At 61.4% G+C, this 21,367-nt stretch carries 18 protein-coding genes and 1 riboswitch; of the genes, 15 read left to right on the top strand and 3 right to left on the bottom strand.

Annotated elements, in window-relative coordinates; all coding sequences use genetic code 11:
• Positions 1-283 precede the first annotated feature (283 nt).
• Positions 284-487, bottom strand: a complete 204-nt coding sequence (locus tag ACLEJQ_RS11455; RefSeq protein WP_440794994.1) for a hypothetical protein — start codon at positions 485-487, stop codon at positions 284-286.
• Between the two features lie 30 nt (positions 488-517).
• Positions 518-781 (bottom strand): DUF2790 domain-containing protein, encoded by a 264-nt coding sequence (locus tag ACLEJQ_RS11450; protein ID WP_440794992.1) that lies wholly within the window; start codon positions 779-781, stop codon positions 518-520.
• A gap of 426 nt (positions 782-1,207) precedes the next feature.
• Between ACLEJQ_RS11450 and acs the strand changes: the two genes are divergently transcribed.
• The 13 genes from acs (at position 1,208) to astE (ending at position 16,296) form a co-directional block, all read left to right on the top strand.
• On the top strand, positions 1,208-3,163 hold the full coding sequence (acs, locus tag ACLEJQ_RS11445) for an acetate--CoA ligase (RefSeq protein ID WP_440794990.1): 1,956 nt from the start codon (positions 1,208-1,210) through the stop codon (positions 3,161-3,163).
• A 709-nt stretch (positions 3,164-3,872) separates the two neighbouring features.
• On the top strand, positions 3,873-4,646 hold the full coding sequence (locus ACLEJQ_RS11440; RefSeq protein WP_440794988.1) for an ABC transporter substrate-binding protein: 774 nt from the start codon (positions 3,873-3,875) through the stop codon (positions 4,644-4,646).
• A gap of 89 nt (positions 4,647-4,735) precedes the next feature.
• The gene (locus ACLEJQ_RS11435; protein WP_440794986.1) at positions 4,736-5,425 is read left to right on the top strand and encodes an ABC transporter permease; all 690 of its coding nucleotides are present in this window, start codon (positions 4,736-4,738) and stop codon (positions 5,423-5,425) included.
• Complete coding sequence (locus ACLEJQ_RS11430; protein ID WP_440794984.1) at positions 5,422-6,120, top strand: ABC transporter permease; 699 nt, start codon at positions 5,422-5,424, stop codon at positions 6,118-6,120. Before ACLEJQ_RS11435 ends, ACLEJQ_RS11430 begins: the two co-directional genes overlap by 4 nt.
• Before the next feature lie 56 nt (positions 6,121-6,176).
• Positions 6,177-6,941 (top strand): ABC transporter ATP-binding protein, encoded by a 765-nt coding sequence (locus ACLEJQ_RS11425; protein ID WP_053147221.1) that lies wholly within the window; start codon positions 6,177-6,179, stop codon positions 6,939-6,941.
• 113 nt (positions 6,942-7,054) lie between these two features.
• Complete coding sequence (locus ACLEJQ_RS11420) at positions 7,055-8,035, top strand: GlxA family transcriptional regulator (RefSeq protein ID WP_440794982.1); 981 nt, start codon at positions 7,055-7,057, stop codon at positions 8,033-8,035.
• 396 nt (positions 8,036-8,431) lie between these two features.
• Positions 8,432-9,652, top strand: coding sequence for an aspartate aminotransferase family protein (locus ACLEJQ_RS11415; RefSeq protein WP_440794980.1), 1,221 nt, complete (start codon positions 8,432-8,434; stop codon positions 9,650-9,652).
• Between the two features lie 217 nt (positions 9,653-9,869).
• Positions 9,870-10,889: an arginine/ornithine succinyltransferase subunit alpha gene (aruF, locus tag ACLEJQ_RS11410; protein ID WP_003178851.1), complete on the top strand. Its 1,020-nt coding sequence runs from the start codon at positions 9,870-9,872 to the stop codon at positions 10,887-10,889.
• Positions 10,890-10,932: 43 nt separating this feature from the next.
• Positions 10,933-11,958: an arginine N-succinyltransferase gene (astA, locus tag ACLEJQ_RS11405; RefSeq protein WP_440794978.1), complete on the top strand. Its 1,026-nt coding sequence runs from the start codon at positions 10,933-10,935 to the stop codon at positions 11,956-11,958.
• Positions 11,955-13,424 carry a succinylglutamate-semialdehyde dehydrogenase gene (gene astD / locus ACLEJQ_RS11400; protein WP_440795144.1) on the top strand — a complete coding sequence of 490 codons (1,470 nt, stop codon included), beginning with the start codon at positions 11,955-11,957 and terminating at the stop codon, positions 13,422-13,424. The genes astA and astD overlap by 4 nt, the downstream gene beginning before the upstream one ends.
• Before the next feature lie 148 nt (positions 13,425-13,572).
• Positions 13,573-14,919 (top strand): N-succinylarginine dihydrolase, encoded by a 1,347-nt coding sequence (gene astB / locus ACLEJQ_RS11395; RefSeq protein ID WP_440794976.1) that lies wholly within the window; start codon positions 13,573-13,575, stop codon positions 14,917-14,919.
• A 69-nt stretch (positions 14,920-14,988) separates the two neighbouring features.
• Positions 14,989-15,276, top strand: coding sequence for a hypothetical protein (locus ACLEJQ_RS11390; protein WP_053147236.1), 288 nt, complete (start codon positions 14,989-14,991; stop codon positions 15,274-15,276).
• A gap of 12 nt (positions 15,277-15,288) precedes the next feature.
• Positions 15,289-16,296 carry a succinylglutamate desuccinylase gene (astE, locus tag ACLEJQ_RS11385; RefSeq protein WP_440794974.1) on the top strand — a complete coding sequence of 336 codons (1,008 nt, stop codon included), beginning with the start codon at positions 15,289-15,291 and terminating at the stop codon, positions 16,294-16,296.
• A 129-nt stretch (positions 16,297-16,425) separates the two neighbouring features.
• Here astE and ACLEJQ_RS11380 read toward each other — a convergent pair whose 3' ends face one another.
• Positions 16,426-16,932, bottom strand: coding sequence for a 6,7-dimethyl-8-ribityllumazine synthase (locus ACLEJQ_RS11380; protein ID WP_440794972.1), 507 nt, complete (start codon positions 16,930-16,932; stop codon positions 16,426-16,428).
• A 99-nt stretch (positions 16,933-17,031) separates the two neighbouring features.
• A riboswitch (FMN riboswitch) is annotated at positions 17,032-17,199 on the bottom strand.
• A gap of 317 nt (positions 17,200-17,516) precedes the next feature.
• On the opposite strand from ACLEJQ_RS11380, the gene ltaE reads away from it, so the two are divergent.
• On the top strand, positions 17,517-18,521 hold the full coding sequence (gene ltaE, locus ACLEJQ_RS11375) for a low-specificity L-threonine aldolase (RefSeq protein WP_440794970.1): 1,005 nt from the start codon (positions 17,517-17,519) through the stop codon (positions 18,519-18,521).
• A 146-nt stretch (positions 18,522-18,667) separates the two neighbouring features.
• Positions 18,668-21,289 carry an alanine--tRNA ligase gene (alaS, locus tag ACLEJQ_RS11370; protein ID WP_440794968.1) on the top strand — a complete coding sequence of 874 codons (2,622 nt, stop codon included), beginning with the start codon at positions 18,668-18,670 and terminating at the stop codon, positions 21,287-21,289.
• Positions 21,290-21,367 lie beyond the last annotated feature (78 nt).

Raw genomic sequence — 21,367 nt, 5'->3', positions numbered from 1 at the left:
GGCGGCATTATAAGGACTTTTTTGCCTACGTGGTGCGGCGAAATCGCCCACAGGGCCGGGTCACAGGTCGCCGATCGGCATGGGAACTAGGGTTTACAAGGCTTTCGCCGTTGGAGGCCCGCTGAAGATTTTTTTTGCCTGGGTCGCACGGCGGTTTATTTTGATCAAAAAACCATCGATTTTTGCGCTGATGCACAACATGTTGTGTTTGTGAAGGCTTTTCAGCGGTTCCAGACACAACCAGGCCCGGTCGAAACCGGGCCCTGGAAAATGCCAGTAATGATCAATCGGTACGGGCCGAGTCGGTGCGGTCATGGCTGCCGGCGGCGAGGGTGTCCGGGGCGGCCTGGTCATGATCGTCGGCTGCAAGCGTGGCGTCATAACGACTGATGGCGGCGGCGGAACCGGTGCGGTCGAAACCGTCGGCGGCGAAGCTCTGGGCAGTCAGTACGGACAGGGTCAGTGCGAGAATCAATTGGGTTTTCATGGTGGTTGCTCCTGGTTCGTTCGAAGTCGATCAGCCGTTGGAGCAGCCGTTGCCCATGACGCTGTAGCGCAGGATGTGGCGCTGGCCTTTGGAGTCGTCGTATTCCATCTTCGCCGGCACCACTTCGCAGACGTTCGGGATCTCGCTCATGGAGATGATCTTGGCGATGTCCAGGTGGGTGGAGTAGGTGTATTCCTCGATCACCGGTTTTTGCTGTGCGACATCGGTCGGGACTTCGTCTGCCATAGCGGTGGCGCACAGGCTGCCGAGGACCAGAACCCATAGAGCTTTCATTTGTTTCACCTTTCTGAGGTCGAATGGGGTCACGCAACCTTTTTGGGGTTGCGTGTGGAGCAAGTATTGGAAGTTTGATTAACGGCCTTCGTGGGGGCTGTGTTGCGTTAATCGCGTTTGCCGGTTGGCGAGATGGATTTTAGGCAGTGGGGTTGCATGCAAACAGACCGGGTTTTGATAAACACTTTTGGTTGATTTGGTAATAATCGTTGGGAGTAGGGTGCTGTCTGTTACAGCTGTTTTGGATTTGCTGACGTGATCGAGCAAGCTCGCTCCCACAAGGGAAATGGGTGGCAAGTACGGACTTGCACGTTAGTACCGACATTTTGTAGGGACTTGTTACTACCATCGTCGAATGGTTCTATAGGCCCGCCCCAGGCTACAACGGGACCATACAAAAACAACTATGTCTCCGAGGTAAGAAACATGAGTGCGGCTTCTCTGTATCCCGTTCGCCCCGAGGTTGCGGCCAGTACGTTGACTGACGAGGCGACCTACAAAGCGATGTACCAGCAGTCGGTCGTCAACCCGGATGGCTTTTGGCGCGAGCAGGCCAAGCGCCTGGACTGGATCAAGCCGTTCACCACGGTGAAACAGACCTCGTTCGACGATCACCATGTCGACATCAAGTGGTTCGCCGATGGCACCTTGAACGTGTCCTACAACTGCCTCGACCGGCATCTGGCCGAGCGTGGCGATCAGGTGGCGATCATCTGGGAGGGCGATGACCCGTCCGAGAGCCGCAACATCACCTATCGCGAGCTGCATGAAGAAGTCTGCAAGTTCGCCAACGCCCTGCGCGGCCAGGATGTGCACCGTGGCGATGTGGTGACCATCTACATGCCGATGATCCCGGAGGCCGTGGTCGCCATGTTGGCCTGTGCCCGGATCGGCGCGATCCACTCGGTGGTGTTCGGCGGCTTCTCGCCTGAAGCGCTGGCCGGGCGGATCATCGACTGCAAATCCAAAGTGGTGATCACTGCCGACGAAGGCATTCGTGCCGGCAAAAAGATCCCGCTCAAGGCCAACGTCGATGACGCGCTGACCAACCCGGAAACCAGCAGCATCCAGAAAGTCATTGTGTGCAAGCGTACGGCCGGCAACATCAAGTGGAACCAGCACCGGGACATCTGGTACGAAGACTTGATGAAAGTCGCCGGCACCGTTTGCGCGCCGAAGGAAATGGGCGCCGAAGAGGCGCTGTTCATCCTCTACACCTCCGGTTCCACCGGCAAGCCCAAGGGCGTGCAACACACCACGGCCGGCTATCTGCTGTATGCGGCCCTGACCCACGAGCGCGTGTTCGACTACAAGCCGGGCGAAGTCTACTGGTGCACCGCCGACGTCGGTTGGGTCACCGGCCACAGCTACATCGTCTATGGCCCGCTGGCCAATGGCGCGACCACGGTGCTGTTCGAGGGCGTGCCGAACTACCCGGACATCACCCGTGTTGCCCAGGTCATCGACAAGCACAAGGTCAACATCCTCTACACCGCGCCGACCGCGATCCGCGCGATGATGGCTTCGGGCACCGCCGCGGTCGAAGGCGCCGATGGCAGCAGCCTGCGCCTGTTGGGTTCGGTGGGCGAGCCGATCAACCCGGAAGCCTGGGACTGGTACTACAAGAACGTCGGCAAGGAGCGTTGCCCGATCGTCGACACCTGGTGGCAGACCGAGACCGGTGGCGTGCTGATCAGCCCGCTGCCTGGCGCCACGGCGCTGAAGCCGGGTTCGGCCACGCGTCCGTTCTTTGGCGTGGTGCCGGCGTTGGTGGACAACCTCGGCAACCTGATCGAAGGCGCGGCCGAAGGCAACTTGGTGATCCTCGACTCGTGGCCGGGCCAGGCGCGCACGTTGTACGGCGACCACGACCGCTTCGTCGATACCTATTTCAAGACCTTCAGCGGCATGTACTTCACCGGTGACGGTGCCCGTCGCGACGAGGATGGCTACTACTGGATCACCGGTCGGGTCGACGACGTGCTCAACGTGTCCGGCCACCGCATGGGCACGGCCGAGATCGAGAGCGCGATGGTCGCCCACCCGAAAGTCGCCGAAGCGGCGGTGGTCGGGGTGCCGCATGACATCAAGGGGCAGGGGATCTACGTTTACGTCACCCTCAACGCCGGCGAAGAGACCAGCGAAGCCCTGCGCCTGGAGCTGAAGAATTGGGTGCGCAAGGAGATCGGACCGATCGCCTCGCCGGATGTCATCCAATGGGCCCCGGGCCTGCCGAAAACCCGCTCGGGCAAGATCATGCGCCGCATCCTGCGCAAGATCGCCACGGCGGAGTACGACAGCCTGGGCGATATCTCCACCCTGGCCGACCCGAGTGTGGTGGCGCATCTGATCGAGACGCACAAGACCATGAACGTTGCCTGACGGGTAGCAAGCAACACCCGAAAGCCCCGCCTGGCACTTGCCGGGTGGGGCTTTTTCATACGTGGCATAGGTGACGCGTACACACCTGTGGCGAGGGAGCTTGCTCCCGTTCGGCGGCGCAGCCGTCGTAAAACCAGCGTGTGCGGTCTCCCTGCAAAGCTGCGTGGTTCGATTGGGTGGCTTTGCAACCCCGCGGGAGCAAGCTCCCTCGCCACGGGAATATGTGCTGTAGGCAGGGTGAATAAATATCGACGTTCCCTGTCAGACCTTTCTGAACGTTACCGATGTTTCGAAATGTGTAACCGAAGGCGCTGTGCCGAGGCGATGGGAAACGTCGGATCCCGTTTCAGGGCGCTTACGGCCCTTTGTAAAATCAGCCGACACGCTGTGCTTGCCGAATTAGAAGGGTTTGCGAATAATGGGCCCGCAATTTGCAGCATGGATCGGTTTCCCTTCTTTTGCTCTTGCATGAAATTGCAAGACTGTCAATGAGCTTGATCCGCTTTCTCGATGCTTCTGTAATTTGTTGTCGCATTGAAGAAATATCGGCTTCGGACCTGTCGTTAGAATGCCGATCACTCGCTCGTCGTGGCTCGCGTTGAATAAAACGCAGGCTTCCTAGGACGCAGCACCCAGGTTCGTGTTACCCATTCGCATATTGGGCTGTTGCTCACTCTGCCGTTTTGCCCTTTACCGATGGAGTCCCAAGATGAAGAAACTTGTGCTGCTTGGCGCCCTGGCACTGTCCGTGCTCTCCCTGCCGACATTCGCCGATGAGAAACCCCTGAAGATCGGTATCGAAGCGGCTTACCCTCCGTTCGCCTCGAAAGCCCCGGATGGCAGCATCGTCGGTTTCGACTACGACATCGGCAACGCGCTGTGCGAAGAAATGAAGGTCAAGTGCCAATGGGTCGAACAAGAGTTCGACGGCCTGATCCCGGCCCTTAAAGTGCGCAAGATCGACGCGATCCTGTCCTCGATGTCGATCACTGAAGATCGCAAGAAATCCGTTGATTTCACCAACAAGTACTACAACACCCCGGCACGTCTGGTGATGAAGGCTGGTACTCAGGTCGGCGACAACCTGGCTGAACTCAAAGGCAAGAACATCGGCGTACAGCGCGGTTCGATCCATGAGCGCTTTGCCCGCGAAGTCCTGGCTCCGTTGGGTGCCGAGATCAAACCGTACGGTTCGCAGAACGAAATCTACCTGGACGTATCCGCCGGCCGCCTCGACGGCACCGTGGCAGACGCTACGCTGTTGGATGATGGTTTCCTGAAGACCGACGCAGGCAAGGGTTTCGCGTTCGTCGGCCCTGCCTTCACCGACGAGAAGTACTTCGGCGACGGTATTGGTATCGCGGTGCGCAAGGGCGACGCCCTGAAAGACAAGATCAACAGCGCGATCACTGCTATTCGTGAGAACGGCAAATACAAGCAGATCCAGGACAAATACTTCGCCTTCGACATCTACGGCAAGTAACACGTCTCGCTAGCCGTTCGAAATGGCGCAAGCAACAGGCTCCCTGCGGTTTGCGCCATTTTTACATCCCACTTTCGAGGACCTGAATCATGTTGAAAGGCTACGGGGCTGTCATCCTCGATGGCGCATGGTTGACGCTTCAGCTCGCCCTGTCGTCCATGGCCCTGGCCATCGTCCTGGGGCTGATCGGCGTAGCGCTGCGTCTTTCGCCGGTGCGCTGGCTGGCGTGGCTTGGCGACCTGTATTCCACGGTCATTCGCGGCATCCCCGACCTGGTGCTGATCCTGCTGATCTTCTACGGCGGCCAGGACCTGCTCAATCGCGTCGCGCCGATGCTCGGTTATGACGACTACATTGACCTGAATCCGCTGGCGGCTGGTATCGGCACCCTGGGATTCATCTTTGGTGCCTACCTGTCGGAAACCTTTCGCGGTGCATTCATGGCAATCCCCAAGGGGCAGGCCGAAGCCGGCATGGCCTACGGCATGAGTGGTGTGCAAGTGTTTTTCCGGGTGATGGTGCCGCAGATGATCCGCCTGGCGATCCCGGGCTTCACCAACAACTGGCTGGTATTGACCAAGGCCACCGCGCTGATCTCGGTGGTGGGCCTGCAAGACATGATGTTCAAGGCCAAGCAGGCGGCGGATGCCACCCGCGAACCCTTCACCTTCTTCCTGGCAGTGGCGGCGATGTACCTGGTGATCACCAGTGTGTCGTTGCTGGCATTGCGTCATCTTGAGAAGCGCTACTCGGTAGGCGTAAGGGCGGCTGATCTATGATCTTCGACTACAACGTCATCTATGAAGCCTTGCCGCTGTACTTCAGCGGTTTGCTGACCACCTTGAAGCTGCTGGCGCTGTCGTTGTTCTTCGGCCTGCTGGCGGCGCTGCCCCTGGGACTGATGCGAGTCTCCAAGCAGCCGATCATCAACATGACGGCCTGGCTCTACACTTACGTGATCCGCGGCACCCCGATGCTGGTGCAGTTGTTCTTGATCTACTACGGGCTGGCGCAATTCGAGTTCGTGCGCGAGAGCTTCCTCTGGCCTTGGCTGTCCAGCGCGACCTTCTGTGCATGCCTGGCGTTTGCCATCAACACCAGCGCCTACACCGCCGAAATCATCGCCGGCAGCCTGCGGGCCACGCCCAACGGTGAAATTGAAGCGGCCAAGGCCATGGGCATGTCGCGGGCCAAGCTGTATCGCCGGATCCTGTTGCCATCGGCCCTGCGCCGGGCGCTGCCGCAATACAGCAACGAAGTGATCATGATGCTGCAGACCACCAGCCTGGCCTCCATCGTGACCCTGATCGACATCACTGGTGCCGCACGTACCGTGAATGCGCAGTATTACCTGCCGTTCGAGGCCTACATCACGGCCGGCGTTTTCTACCTGTGCCTGACCTTCATTCTGGTGCGCCTGTTCAAGTTGGCCGAGCGCCGCTGGCTGGGTTACCTGGCCCCGCGCAAGCACTGATAACGCATCGACCTGATCGACTGCCCTACGACTGACGTTTTGTGAGAACCGACCGCATGTACAAGCTCGAAGTCCAAGACCTGCATAAACGCTATGGCAGTCACGAAGTGCTCAAGGGTGTGTCCCTGAAAGCCGCCGCCGGTGATGTGATCAGCATCATCGGCTCCAGTGGTTCCGGTAAAAGTACCTTCCTGCGATGCATCAACCTGCTTGAGCAACCTCACGCGGGCAAAATCCTGCTCAACAACGAAGAGTTGAAGCTGGTGGCTGGCAAGGATGGCGCGCTGAAGGCCGCCGACCCCAAGCAACTGCAGCGCATGCGCTCGCGCCTGTCGATGGTGTTCCAGCATTTCAACCTGTGGTCGCACATGACTGCGCTGGAAAACATCATCGAAGCGCCGGTGCATGTACTGGGAGTGTCAAAAGCCGAAGCGCGGGAGAAAGCCGAGCATTACCTGAACAAGGTCGGCGTCGCCCATCGCAAGGACGCCTACCCGGGCCACATGTCCGGCGGCGAGCAGCAGCGCGTGGCGATTGCCCGTGCGCTGGCGATGGAGCCTGAGGTGATGCTGTTCGACGAACCGACCTCGGCGCTGGATCCGGAGTTGGTGGGTGACGTGCTCAAGGTGATGCAGGCTCTGGCCCTGGAAGGTCGGACCATGGTGGTGGTGACCCACGAAATGGGCTTTGCCCGCGAGGTGTCGAACCAGCTGGTGTTCTTGCACAAAGGCATTGTCGAAGAAAGCGGCAACCCGCGCGAAGTGCTGGTCAACCCGCAATCGGAGCGTCTGCAACAATTTCTTTCGGGCAGCCTGAAGTAATCGCTCCCGTTATGCACTGATTCGGGTCATGCTGCGCACCGTGCGCCAGATGGTCTAATTTGGTTGCAGCCGCTTTCGGCTCTCACACTGTTTTTCGTTTCGGATTGCCCGCCATGACTGCCCATCGAATTGGTTTCCTGATTTGGCCCAGCACTAAAGCCTTGACGCTGGCGCTGGCCGAGGAAGCCTTGCGTGTCGCTCAACGGGTGCATCCGGATGTGGTCTATGAGCTGTCGTTCCTGCAGGCCGAGCCGCCGCTCGACGACACCTGGCAACTGCCCGGCGAACCCTGGGCCGGCAAACTCGAAGGTTTCCAGAAGCTGTTCCTGCTGGCCGATGAGCCGCCGACCGCCCTCGCGTCGCCGCTGGGTAGCGCGCTCAAGCAACTGGTGCGCGCCGGTTGTGTGATCGGTGGCTTGTCCGCCGGTGTCTATCCTCTCGCCCAGCTGAGTTTGCTCGACGGTTACCGTGCCGCCGTGCATTGGCGCTGGCAGGACGATTTCGCCGAGCGCTTTCCCAAGGTCATTGCCACCAGCCATCTGTTCGACTGGGATCGTGACCGCCTGACCGCGTGTGGCGGCATGTCGGTGCTCGACCTGTTGCTGGCGGTGCTGGCCCGGGACCACGGTGCGGAACTGGCCGGTGCGGTGTCGGAAGAGCTGGTGGTCGAGCGGATCCGCGAGGGCGGGGAGCGTCAGCGCATTCCATTGCAGAACCGCCTCGGCTCCAGCCATCCGAAGCTCACCCAGGCGGTGCTGCTGATGGAGGCCAACATCGAAGAGCCGCTGACCACCGACGAAATCGCCCAGCATGTGTGCGTTTCTCGTCGGCAGCTGGAGCGGATCTTCAAGCAATACCTCAACCGAGTGCCGAGCCAGTATTACCTGGAACTGCGCCTGAACAAGGCCCGGCAGATGCTGATGCAGACCAGCAAATCGATCATCCAGATCGGCCTTTCCTGCGGTTTCTCCTCGGGACCGCATTTCTCCAGCGCCTACCGCAACTTCTTCGGCGCCACGCCACGCGAAGACCGCAACCAGCGACGCAGCAGCAGCCCGTTCGAATTGTCGTCGGTGCCGTCCGAGCGCGGTTAGGGCAGATAAGGCAGCTTACCTGTGGCGAGGGAGCTTGCTCCCGCTGGGCTGCGAAGCGGACCCAGACGGAAACCTCGTACATCGAATTGATCGGAATTTTTTCTGAGGGGCGCTGCGCGCCCCAGCGGGAGCAAGCTCCCTCGCCACAGATAACTCTTCCAGAACTACAGCGGTGACTGGCCAAGGGAAATGTGGAAGCGAGTGCCTCAAACCCCGTGCCAACGTTTAAACTGCGCCTTTGCGACGCTATTTGTCGCATTGCCGTAAACCCGCGTAAAACGTGGGTTGGCGCTATAAGAAGTTGTCGCTTGGCGGCAAGGCCGGGCTGAAAACTGTCCTTACAATCCTTTCCAAGCTCGCCAGTTCCAGGCGAGTGTTCCTCTTCAGGAGACTCCGATGTCCGTTGAGCAAGCCGCGGTACAACGCGCCGATTTCGACCAGGTAATGGTGCCCAACTATGCGCCTGCTGCCTTTATTCCGGTGCGTGGCGCCGGCTCCCGCGTGTGGGATCAGTCCGGTCGCGAGTTGATCGACTTCGCCGGCGGTATTGCAGTCAACGTACTGGGCCATGCCCACCCGGCCCTCGTCGGAGCCCTGACCGAACAGGCGAATAAACTCTGGCACGTGTCCAACGTGTTCACCAACGAGCCGGCCCTGCGCCTGGCGCATAAACTGATCGACGCGACCTTCGCCGAGCGGGCGTTCTTCTGCAACTCCGGCGCCGAAGCCAACGAGGCCGCGTTCAAGCTGGCCCGTCGTGTCGCGTTCGACCGTTTCGGCAGCGAAAAATACGAAATCATCGCCGCGCTCAACAGCTTCCACGGTCGTACATTGTTCACCGTCAACGTCGGTGGGCAATCGAAGTATTCCGACGGTTTCGGTCCTAAAATTACCGGCATCACCCACGTTCCTTATAACGACCTGGCGGCTCTGAAAGCAGCTGTTTCGGACAAGACCTGCGCCGTGGTGCTGGAGCCGATCCAGGGCGAGGGCGGCGTGCTGCCGGCCGAATTGGCCTACCTGCAAGGCGCCCGCGAACTGTGCGATGCGCACAACGCGCTGCTGGTCTTCGACGAAGTGCAGACCGGCATGGGCCGTAGCGGCGAGCTGTTCGCCTACATGCATTACGGCGTGACCCCGGACATCCTCACCAGCGCCAAGAGCCTGGGCGGTGGTTTCCCGATTGCGGCGATGCTGACCACCGATGCGCTGGCCAAGCACCTGGTGGTCGGCACTCACGGTACTACCTACGGCGGCAACCCGTTGGCCTGTGCAGTGGCCGAGGCCGTCATCGATGTGGTGAACACGCCTGAAGTACTGGGCGGCGTGAAAGCCAAGCACGACAAGTTCAAGACTCGCCTGGAGCAGATCGGCGCCAAGTACGGCCTCTTCACCCAGGTGCGTGGTATGGGCCTGTTGATTGGCTGCGTGTTGAATGACGCCTGGAAAGGCAAGGCGAAGGACATCTTCAACGCTGCCGAACAGGAAGGCCTGATGATCCTGCAGGCGGGCCCGGATGTGATCCGCTTCGCCCCGAGCCTGGTGGTGGAAGACGCCGACATCGACGCTGGCCTGGACCGCTTCGAGAAGGCTGCGGCGAAGCTGACGCAGGTTTGATCCATCTCAATTGAACCGGGTCCCCTGTGGGAGCGAGCTTGCTCGCGAAAGCGGTGGTTCAGCTTGCCTCAATGTTGGATGTGCCGCCGCCATCGCGAGCAAGCTCGCTCCCACAGGAGCTTGGCGGTGGCCTCCAGGCAGGCAGTGAGCCCGGTATTTTTTCTCTGAGTCTCGACCTGATGGTCGAACCCTTTATTTCAAGTTAAGGAGTGACACCATGCTGGTGATGCGCCCCGCGCAAATGGCTGATCTGGGCGAGGTACAGCGTCTGGCTGCGGACAGTCCGATCGGTGTCACTTCCTTGCCGGATGACGTGGAACGCCTGAGCGACAAGATCGCCGCGAGCGAAGCCTCGTTTGCCGCCGAAGTCAGTTTCAATGGTGAAGAAAGCTACTTCTTCGTCCTTGAGGACACCGCCACCGGCAAGCTTGCCGGCTGCTCGGCGATTGTCGCTTCGGCCGGGTACTCCGAGCCGTTCTACAGCTTTCGCAACGAGACCTTCGTTCACGCCTCTCGTGAACTGAAGATCCACAACAAAATTCACGTGCTGTCCCAGTGCCACGACCTGACCGGCAACAGCCTGCTGACCAGTTTCTACGTGGTGCCGGAGCTGGTGGGCTCGCCCTGGTCGGAACTCAATTCCCGCGGGCGCCTGCTGTTCGTCGCCAGCCATCCGGAGCGGTTTGCCGATTCGGTGGTGACCGAGATCGTCGGTTACAGCGACGAGAACGGCGATTCGCCGTTCTGGGACGCTATCGGTCGCAACTTCTTCGACCTCAACTACGCCGCCGCCGAGCGCCTGTGCGGGCTGAAAAGCCGTACCTTCCTCGCCGAGCTGATGCCCCATTACCCGATCTACGTGCCGCTGTTGCCGGACGCCGCCCAGGAAGCCATGGGCCAGGTCCATCCGCGTGCGCAGATCACCTTCGACATCCTGATGCGCGAGGGTTTCGAGACCGATCACTACATCGACATCTTCGACGGTGGCCCGACCCTGCACGCCCGTGTCTCCGGCATTCGTTCGATTGCCCAGAGCCGTGTGGTGCCGGTCAAGATCGGTGAGCCGGTGAAAGGTGCCGGTCGGCAGTACCTGGTGGCCAACGCCCAGTTGCAGGATTACCGCGCGGTGCTGCTGGAGCTCGATTACGCGCCGGGCAAGCCTGTGACGCTGGACATGGAAGCGGCCGAAGCCCTGGGCGTCGGCGAAGGTGCCAGTGTGCGCCTGGTGGCGGTTTAATGAGTTTGGCGGGTGGCGCAAGCGGCCCGTTTGAGGAGATAGCATGATCGTTCGTCCCGTACGCAGCAGCGATTTACCCGCTCTGATCGCCCTGGCCCGTAGCACCGGTACCGGCCTGACCACCTTGCCGGCCAACGAAGAGCGCCTGGCCCACCGGGTCGGCTGGGCCGAGAAGACTTTTCGCGGCGAAGCCGGGCGCGGCGATGCGGACTACCTGTTCGTGCTTGAAGACGACGACGGCAAAGTGGTGGGCATTTCCGCCATCGCCGGTGCCGTGGGGCTGCGTGAGCCGTGGTACAACTTTCGCGTCGGCCTGACGGTCAGTGCCTCGCAGGAATTGAACATCTATCGGGAAATCCCGACCCTGTTCCTGGCCAACGACCTGACCGGCAACTCCGAGCTGTGCTCGCTGTTCCTGCATGCCGATTACCGCAACGGCCTCAACGGTCGCATGCTGGCCAAGGCGCGGTTGCTGTTCATTGCCGAGTTCCCACAGTTGTTCGGCAACAAGATCATCGCCGAGATGCGCGGCATGTCCGACGGCAACGGCCGTTCGCCGTTCTGGGAAAGCCTGGGCCGGCATTTCTTCAAGATGGAATTCAGCCAGGCCGATTACCTGACCGGTGTTGGCAACAAGGCGTTCATCGCCGAATTGATGCCGAAATTCCCGTTATACACCTGCTTCCTGTCCGAAGACGCCCGAGCGGTGATCGGCCAGGTTCACCCCGACACCGAGCCGGCGCTGTCGATGCTCAAGAGCGAAGGCTTCAGCTACCAGGGTTATGTCGACATCTTCGACGCCGGCCCGGCCGTTGAATGCGAAACCGGCAAGATTCGCGCAGTCCGCGACAGCCAGGCGCTGGTGCTGGCCATCGGCACGCCGGGCGACGACGCCACGCCGTTCATCATGCATAACCGCAAACGCGAAGATTGCCGCATCACGGCGGCACCGGCGCGCTTGGCCGCTGGCACCCTGGTGGTCGATCCGCTGACCGCCAAACGTCTTCAACTCAACGCCGGCGACCAGGTACGTGCCGTCGCGTTGTCCGCTGCTCGGGAGTCGAAATAATGAAGTCGCTGTACATTGCAGGCAGTTGGTTGGAAGGCCAGGGTGACGTCTTCGAGTCGTTGAACCCGGTGACTCAGCAGGTGCTGTGGTCTGGCAAGGGCGCCACGGCCGCTCAGGTGGAGTCGGCCGTGCAGGCGGCGCGCCAGGCGTTCCCCGATTGGGCCCGGCGTTCGCTGGATGAACGCATCCAGGTGCTGGAGGCCTTTGCCGCTGCATTGAAGCAGCGTGCCGACGAACTGGCCCGCTGCATCGGTGAGGAAACCGGCAAGCCGTTGTGGGAAGCAGCCACTGAAGTCACCAGCATGATCAACAAGGTAGCGATTTCGCTGCAGAGCTACCGCGAGCGCACCGGCGAGAAGAGCGGCCCGCTGGGCGACGCCACTGCGGTGCTGCGTCACAAGCCCCACGGCGTGGTGGCGGTGTTCGGCCCTTACAACTTTCCTGGCCACCTGCCCAACGGCCACATCGTGCCTGCCTTGCTGGCCGGCAACTGCGTACTGTTCAAGCCGAGTGAACTGACCCCGAAAGTCGCCGAGCTGACGGTCCAGTGCTGGGTCGAGGCCGGTCTGCCGGCGGGCGTGTTGAACCTGCTGCAAGGTGCTCGGGAAACCGGTATTGCCCTGGCAGCGAACCCAGGTATCGACGGGCTGTTTTTCACCGGCTCCAGTCGCACCGGTAACCTGCTGCATCAACAATTTTCCGGGCGCCCGGACAAGATCCTGGCCCTGGAAATGGGTGGCAACAATCCACTGGTGGTGGATGAGGTGGCAGACGTCGATGCAGCGGTCTACACCATCATCCAGTCCGCATTCATTTCCGCCGGCCAGCGTTGCACCTGTGCCCGTCGGTTACTGGTGCCGCAAGGCGCCTGGGGCGATGCCTTGCTGGCGCGACTGGTGGCGGTCAGCTCGACTCTGGAAGTCGGTGGCTTCGACCAGCAACCGGCGCCGTTCATGGGCTCGGTGATTTCCCTGGGCGCTGCGAAGGCGCTGATGGATGCGCAGAATCACCTGCTGGGCAAGGGCGCCGTGCCGCTGTTGACCATGACCCAGCCGCAAGCCCAGGCTGCATTGCTGACGCCGGGTATCCTCGACGTCACCGCAGTGGCCGAGCGCCCCGACGAAGAGCTGTTCGGACCGCTGCTGCAAGTGATCCGCTACGCGGATTTCCCAGCGGCAATCGCCGAGGCCAACAACACCCAATATGGCCTGGCCGCCGGCTTGTTGTCGGATTCGCAAGAGCGTTACCAGCAGTTCTGGCTGCAAAGCCGGGCCGGCATCGTCAACTGGAACAAACAACTGACCGGCGCCGCCAGCAGCGCGCCGTTCGGCGGTGTCGGCGCCTCGGGCAACCATCGCGCCAGTGCTTACTACGCCGCCGACTATTGTGCGTACCCGGTGGCGTCACTGGAGACGCCGAGCCTTGTCATGCCAGCGGCTCTGACGCCTGGCGTGAGAATGGCGTGAGCCCGATCGCGAGCAGGCTCGCTCCCACAGGTTCCGTGCAGTCCTCGTGGGGGTATGCAATTCCTGTGGGAGCGAGCCTGCTCGCGATAGAAGCGCCGCCGATGTTACTTGATGCCTATAAAAACCAGATTCTCGTGGAGCCTCGCTGATGAAATCCTATGAAGTCAACTTTGACGGTCTAGTGGGGCCGACCCATAACTACGGCGGGCTCTCCTACGGCAACGTCGCCTCCCAGAGCAACAGCCAGCAGTCTTCCAACCCCAAGGAAGCGGCGTTGCAGGGCCTGGCGAAGATGAAAGCGCTGATGGACATGGGTTTCCAGCAAGGCGTGCTGGCGCCGCAAGAGCGTCCCGACATCGCGGCTTTGCGCCGCTTGGGCTTTGCCGGCAGCGATGCCGAGGTGATCCAGCAGGCCGCGAAGGAAGCGATGCCGCTGCTGGTGGCCAGTTGCTCGGCTTCCAGCATGTGGGTGGCCAACGCCGCCACGGTCAGCCCGAGCGCCGATACGGCCGACGGTCGCGTGCATTTCACCGCCGCCAACCTGAACTGCAAATACCATCGCAGCATCGAGCATCCGACCACCAGCCGCGTATTGGCGGCGATGTTTGCCGACTCGAAACACTTCGCCCATCACTCGGCCTTGCCGGCGGTGGCGCAGTTCGGTGACGAAGGCGCGGCCAACCACACCCGTTTCTGCCGAGCCTACGGCGAAGCAGGCGTGGAATTTTTCGTGTTCGGTCGCAGTGCCTTCGACACCCGCTACCCGGCGCCGCAAAGATACCCGGCGCGCCAGACCCTCGAAGCCTCCCGTGCCGTTGCCCGTTTGCATGGCCTGAAAGAGGAGGGCGTGGTCTATGCCCAGCAGAACCCGTCGGTGATCGACCAGGGTGTCTTCCACAATGACGTGATTGCCGTAGGCAATGGCGAAGTGTTGTTCTACCACGAGGACGCTTTCCTCGAGACCGACAAAATGCTGGCCGAGCTGACCAGCAAACTCGCCAAGGTCGGTGGGAAATTCCAGGCGGTGTGCGTGCCGCGTTCGGCCGTTACCGTCGATGACGCGGTACGCTCCTACCTGTTCAACAGCCAATTGCTGTCGCGTGCCGATGGCTCGATGCTATTGATCGTGCCGGAAGAATGCCGTAGTAACGAGCGCGTCTGGCAGTACCTGCAAAGCCTGACGGGGTCCGGCGGAGTGATTCGCGAGGTCAAGGTCTTCGACCTCAAGCAAAGCATGCAGAATGGCGGCGGCCCCGCTTGCCTGAGGTTGCGCGTGGCGCTCAACGAAACCGAACTGGCGGCGGTCAACCCAGGGGTTATCATGACCGCGCCGCTGTACGAGTCGCTGACCCAGTGGGTCGAGCGCCACTACCGCGACCGCATGACCGAAAACGACCTGGCAGACCCGCAGTTGCTGCTCGAATGCCGCGCAGCGCTGGATGAACTGACACAAATCCTAAAACTTGGCGCGGTCTATCCTTTCCAGATCAATTGAAAGCGCGCGCGACCTGACTACAGTCAAAGCAGGGCGCGTTGCCTTATCTTCCGACGAGAACGTAAAAACATGAGCGATTCCCTGCAACTGATCCTTGAAGACACCGACGGCACCCAACTGCAAACCTCCTGCACCCGCGTCGCGGTGATGTGGCAAGGCAAGGAGTTGTGGATCCAGCAGGATGGCCGCGGCCAGCTGCTGATCGGTGTGGATGTCGAGGAAGGCGACGAGGAATACGCCAACCTGTTGTTGCGTCCCCTGGCGACCAACCTGGTCAGCCTGCAGCTGGAAATGGAACCGGCGGACCTCGGCGATGACGACCACGTCCATGGCCCTGACTGCGGCCACGACCATTAAGGAAACCGCGCTATGCTCGCCCTCGGCAAACTGCTTGAACTGACCCTCGCCGGCCGTGAACCGGCGGAGAAGACTCAACTGACTGTCGAAGGCGTAAGGATGCGCTGGTTGAGCGAAGGCGCGCTGGAGGTCAAGCCGCCCGAAGCCCGGGACAACGGCCTGGACCTGCTGTTGTCAGCTGGTATCCACGGCAACGAAACCGCGCCGATCGAACTGCTCGACCGCCTCCTGCATGACATCGCCCGTGGCGATTTGAAGCCGCGGGCCCGCATTCTGTTCCTGTTCGGCAACCCCGAGGCCATCCGCCGCGGCGAGCGTTTCATCGAGCAGGATGTCAACCGGCTGTTCAATGGCCGCCACGAACTGAGTGGCGGCGCCGAGGCGCTGCGCGCTTGCGAGCTGGAGCGGTTGGCGGCCAGTTTTTTCAACAAGCCTGAGCGCAGTCGCCTGCACTACGACCTGCACACCGCCATCCGTGGTTCGAAGATCGAGCAGTTTGCCCTGTATCCGTGGAAGGAAGGCCGCCAGCATTCACGCCGTGAGCTGGCGCGCCTGCGTGCGGCGGGCATGGAAGCGGTGTTGCTGCAGAACAAGCCGTCCATCGTCTTCAGTGCCTACACCTACGACCAGCTCGGCGCCGAGTCCTTCACCCTGGAGTTGGGCAAGGCCCGGCCGTTCGGGCAGAACGACGGGGTCAACGTCAGCCTGCTGGAAACCCGGCTGAAACAGATCATCGAGGGCAACGAGCCTGAGTCGGACGAAGGCCTCGACGGCCTGCAACTGTTCAGCGTGGCGCGGGAAATCATCAAGCACAGCGACAGCTTCCGCCTGAACCTGCCGGCGGACATCGAGAACTTCTCGGAACTGGAAAAAGGCTATGTGCTGGCCGAAGACATCGCCCAGACCCGCTGGGTGATTGAAGAAGAGGGCGCGCGGATCATCTTCCCGAACCCCAAGGTGAAGAATGGGCTGCGCGCGGGGATCCTGATCGTGCCGGCCACGGATGAAAACCTGGCCTGACCGGATCAGACTCGGCGCATCAACCCTGTGGGAGCGAGCCTGCTCGCGATAGCGATGCATCAGTCGACATTGAGAGTGACTGACACTCCGTCATCGCGAGCAGGCTCGCTCCCACATTGGGGGCGGTGCTTAGACGGCTAAAGCACGCGGCTCAGTACGACGTAACGCCCGGGTCTTGTTCAGGGTATCGGCGCAGGTCTTCGCCGCTTCCTGGCCCTTGTGCACGAAATGGTCGAAAAAGAACTTCTGATGTTCTTCCCCGGCATGGAAGTGATGCGGTGTGAGGACCACCGAGAACACTGGCACTTCGGTTTCCAGCTGGACCTGCATCAGGCCGCTGATCACCGATTGGGCGACGAACTCGTGGCGATAGATACCGCCATCCACCACCAGGCCGGCGGCGACAATGCCGGCGTAGCGGCCCGACTTGGCCAACAGCTTGGCGTGCAACGGGATTTCGAAGGCACCACCGACTTCAAAGAAGTCGATATCGCTTTCCTGATACCCCTGGCTGATCATTTCAGCGACGAAGCCTTTACGGCTCTGGTCGACGATTTCCTTGTGCCAGCAGGCCTGGATGAACGCGACGCGCTCGCCCGAGTGTTTGGTTTTGCTATCGATTGCAGTGGGTTGCATGTTCTGGTTCCTGTTTGTGTGAAAAACAGGGCGTCATGAATCGAAGGGGATCTAAGGGTACGCCGCGTACAACAGTCGCAGTCGGCCCTTGGGTGTCAATCCCGTTCTCTCTTCATCCGGACTATGACCGTCGGCCCCGGAATCACACCGGGTCTGCTGACCTTGTCGTTACACCGCTGAAGCCGTGTACCGCCAAGCGCTCGCGGGCTATGCACCTTGCGTGCAATTACCGCCGGTGGGGAATTGCACCCCGCCCTGAGAACGTTTTTGCCGCCATGGTTTGTGACGGCGAACGATTTTTAACACATAACTTTTGTGGGAGCGAGCTTGCTCGCGATAGCGGTGGGGCAGTCAACATCAACACTGCCTGGCACGACGCCCTGTGGCGAGGGAGCTTGCTCCCGCTGGACTGCGAAGCAGGCCCAATTGCTGGCGGCTGCTTCGCACTGGAGCGCCAGCCCGGCCGAGCGGGAGCAAGCTCCCTCGCCACGGAATTTCCTGCTCAGCCTTGATTATTTCCCGCCATGCCCGCAGTAATTGCCCTTCGACAGGGAATTCCCCCACCAGAACCCGAGGCCAGATTCATGAGTGTTATCGATCTTCGCAGCGACACGGTCACCCAGCCATCCGCCGGTATGCTCGATGCCATGGCCAGCGCGCCGACCGGCGACGATGTGTATGGCGAAGACCCGACCGTCAATCGCCTCGAGGCTGAGCTCGCCGAGCGCCTGGGGTTCGCGGCGGCGCTGTTCGTGCCCAGCGGGACCATGAGCAACCTGTTGGGGTTGATGGCTCACTGCGAGCGCGGCGATGAATACATCGTCGGTCAGCAGGCCCACACCTATAAATACGAAGGGGGCGGGGCGGCGGTGCTCGGTTCGATCCAGCCCCAGCCCCTTGAAGTGCAAGCGGACGGCTCGCTGGACCTGGCGCAGGTCGCCGCCGCCATCAAGCCCAATGACTTCCACTTCGCCCGTACGCGCCTGCTGGCCTTGGAAAACACCATGCAGGGCAAAGTCCTGCCACTGGACTACCTGGTCCGGGCCCGAGCGTTCACCCGCGAGCACGGCCTGGCCCTGCATCTGGACGGGGCGCGCCTGTACAACGCGGCGGTCAAGCTCAACGTGGATGCCCGGGAGATCACCCGGCATTTCGATTCGGTCTCGGTGTGCCTGTCCAAAGGCCTTGGCGCCCCGGTGGGCTCGGTGCTCTGCGGCAGCGTGGAGCTGATCGCCAAGGCCCGACGGTTACGCAAGATGGTCGGTGGCGGGATGCGCCAGGCCGGGATTCTCGCGGCGGCGGGGTTGTATGCCCTGGAACATCAGGTCCAACGCCTGGCCGATGACCACGCCAATGCCCAGCGCCTCGCCGAAGGCCTGCGGGCGGCGGGTTACGAAGTCGAGCCGGTGCAGACCAACATGGTCTACGTGCAGATAGGCGAGCGGGCCGAGGCGATCAAGACCTTTGCCGCTGAGCGGGGGATCAGGCTCAGCGCTGCGCCGCGCCTGCGGATGGTGACTCATATGGACGTCGGCAGTGCGCAAATCGACCAGGTGATCGACACTTTCGTCGAATTTTCCCGCGCCTGAGCCGTCAAGCGGGCCAATTGACAGTTTCTATCGCATAAACACGCTGTACCCCAGGCGAAGGGCCGATATAATGCGGCCCTTTGCCGTTGCTTCGTCTGTCGACGTTTTGCACAGGCCTTTGGCCGCAGCCTCCGTGGAAGAACCTAATGAAAAGCGCAGAAATCCGTGAAGCCTTCCTTCGCTTCTTCGAAGAGCAAGGTCACACCCGAGTAGCCTCCAGCTCTTTGATCCCGGGCAACGACCCGACCCTGCTGTTCACCAACGCGGGGATGAACCAGTTCAAGGACTGCTTCCTGGGCCAGGAAAAACGTGCCTATACCCGTGCGGTGAGCAGCCAGAAATGCGTGCGTGCCGGCGGCAAGCACAACGACCTGGAAAACGTCGGCTATACCGCCCGTCACCACACTTTCTTCGAAATGCTGGGTAACTTCAGTTTCGGCGACTATTTCAAGCGCGACGCCATCACCTTCGCCTGGACCTTCCTGACTTCCGACAAGTGGCTGAACCTGCCCAAGGAGAAGCTGTGGGTCACGGTCTACGCCAGCGATGACGAAGCCTATGACATCTGGACCAAGGAAGTCGGTGTCCCGGCCGAGCGCATGGTGCGTATAGGCGACAACAAAGGCGCGCCTTACGCCTCCGACAACTTCTGGACCATGGGCGACACCGGCCCGTGCGGCCCATGCACCGAGATTTTCTACGATCACGGCGCCGACATCTGGGGCGGCCCACCCGGCTCGCCGGAAGAGGACGGTGACCGCTACATCGAGATCTGGAACAACGTGTTCATGCAGTTCAACCGCACCGCCGACGGCGTGTTGCATCCGCTGCCGGCGCCGTCGGTGGATACCGGCATGGGCCTGGAGCGGATCAGTGCGGTGCTGCAGCACGTGCATTCCAACTACGAGATCGATCTGTTCCAGAGCCTGCTGAGTGCGTCGGCCAAGGCCATCGGTTGCACCAACGACAACCAGGCCTCGCTCAAAGTGGTCGCCGACCACATCCGTTCCTGCGGTTTCCTGATTGCCGACGGCGTGCTGCCGTCCAACGAAGGCCGTGGCTATGTGCTGCGCCGGATCATCCGTCGTGCCTGCCGTCACGGCAACAAGCTGGGCGCCAAGGGCAGCTTCTTCTATCAGATCGTCGCGGCCCTGGTGGCCGAGATGGGCGACGCCTTCCCGGAGCTCAAGTCCCAGCAGGCGCACATCGAGCGCGTGCTCAAGGCCGAGGAAGAGCAGTTCGCCAAGACCCTGGAACAAGGCCTGAAGATCCTCGAGCAGGACCTGGCCGAGCTCAAGGGCAACGTGGTCCCGGGCGACGTGGTTTTCAAACTGTACGACACCTATGGCTTCCCGATGGACCTGACCGGCGACATCGCCCGCGAGCGCAACCTGACCCTCGATGAGGAAGGTTTCGAGCGCGAGATGGAAGCTCAGCGGGTGCGTGCGCGTTCCGCCAGTTCCTTCGGCATGGACTACAACAGCCTGGTCAAGGTCGACGTGGCCACCGAATTCACCGGTTATGCCGGCACCACCGGTTCGGCCAAGATCGTAGCCATCTACAAGGACGGGCAATCGGTCGACATCCTGAGCGAAGGCCAGGAAGGCGTGATCGTGCTCGACAAGACGCCGTTCTACGCCGAGTCCGGCGGCCAGATCGGCGACAGCGGCTACTTGCAGGCCGGCAGTTCGCGCTTCGATGTGCGCGACACCACCAAGACCGGCGGCGCGTTCCTGCACCACGGTGTGCTGGCCTCGGGCAGTCTGATGGTCGCGGCCCCGGTGGCGGCCCATGTCGATGCCGAGGTGCGTCATGCCACCTCGCTGAATCACTCGGCCACTCACCTGTTGCACGCGGCGTTGCGCAAGGTACTGGGCGAGCACGTCCAGCAGAAAGGCTCGCTGGTGGACAGCCAGCGCTTGCGCTTTGACTTCAGCCACTTCGAAGCCATCAAGCCCGAGCAGCTCAAGGCGCTGGAAGACATCGTCAACGCCGAGATCCGCAAGAACTCCCCGGTCGAGACCGAGGAAACCGACATCGAGACCGCCAAGCAGAAGGGCGCGATGGCCTTGTTCGGCGAGAAGTACGGCGACAGCGTGCGCGTGCTGAGCATGGGCGATTTCTCGGTGGAGCTGTGCGGCGGCATCCACGCCAACCGTACCGGTGACATCGGCCTGCTGAAGATCGTCAGCGAAGGTGGCGTCGCGGCCGGCGTGCGTCGGATCGAAGCGGTTACCGGCGCCGTGGCCCTGGCGTACCTCAACGCCGCCGAAGAACAACTCAAGGAAGCGGCGAGCCTGATCAAGGGCAGCCGCGACAATCTGATCGACAAGCTGTCGGCTGTGCTGGAACGCAATCGCCTGCTGGAAAAACAGCTTGAGCAGCTGCAAGCCAAGGCTGCCAGCGCCGCTGGCGACGATCTCTCGGCCCAGGCCGTGGACGTCAAGGGCGTGAAGGTCCTGGCGGCGCGCCTGGATGGCCAGGATGGCAAGGCGTTGCTGGCGCTGGTCGATCAACTGAAAAACAAACTCGGCCGCGCAGTGATCCTGCTCGGCGGTGTCCATGAGGAAAAGGTCGTTCTCGTCGCAGGCGTGACCAAAGACCTGACTGGCCAACTCAAAGCCGGTGATTTGATGAAGCAGGCCGCTGCGGCAGTGGGCGGTAAGGGCGGTGGTCGTCCGGACATGGCGCAGGGCGGCGGTACCGACGCCGGCGCACTGGACGCGGCACTGGCTCAGACCGTGGCATTTGTAGAGCAGGGTATTTAAGGCAGCGTCCCGGGTTCGCAGTCTAGTGGCGGGCCCGGTCGCTGTTGTGATTATTGGGCGCCCTTCATGGGCAGAGGC

It is taken from the genome of Pseudomonas sp. SMV71 (genome assembly GCF_052042015.1).
Classification (GTDB): domain Bacteria; phylum Pseudomonadota; class Gammaproteobacteria; order Pseudomonadales; family Pseudomonadaceae; genus Aquipseudomonas.
This window is presented reverse-complemented; position numbering and strand designations above follow the sequence as displayed.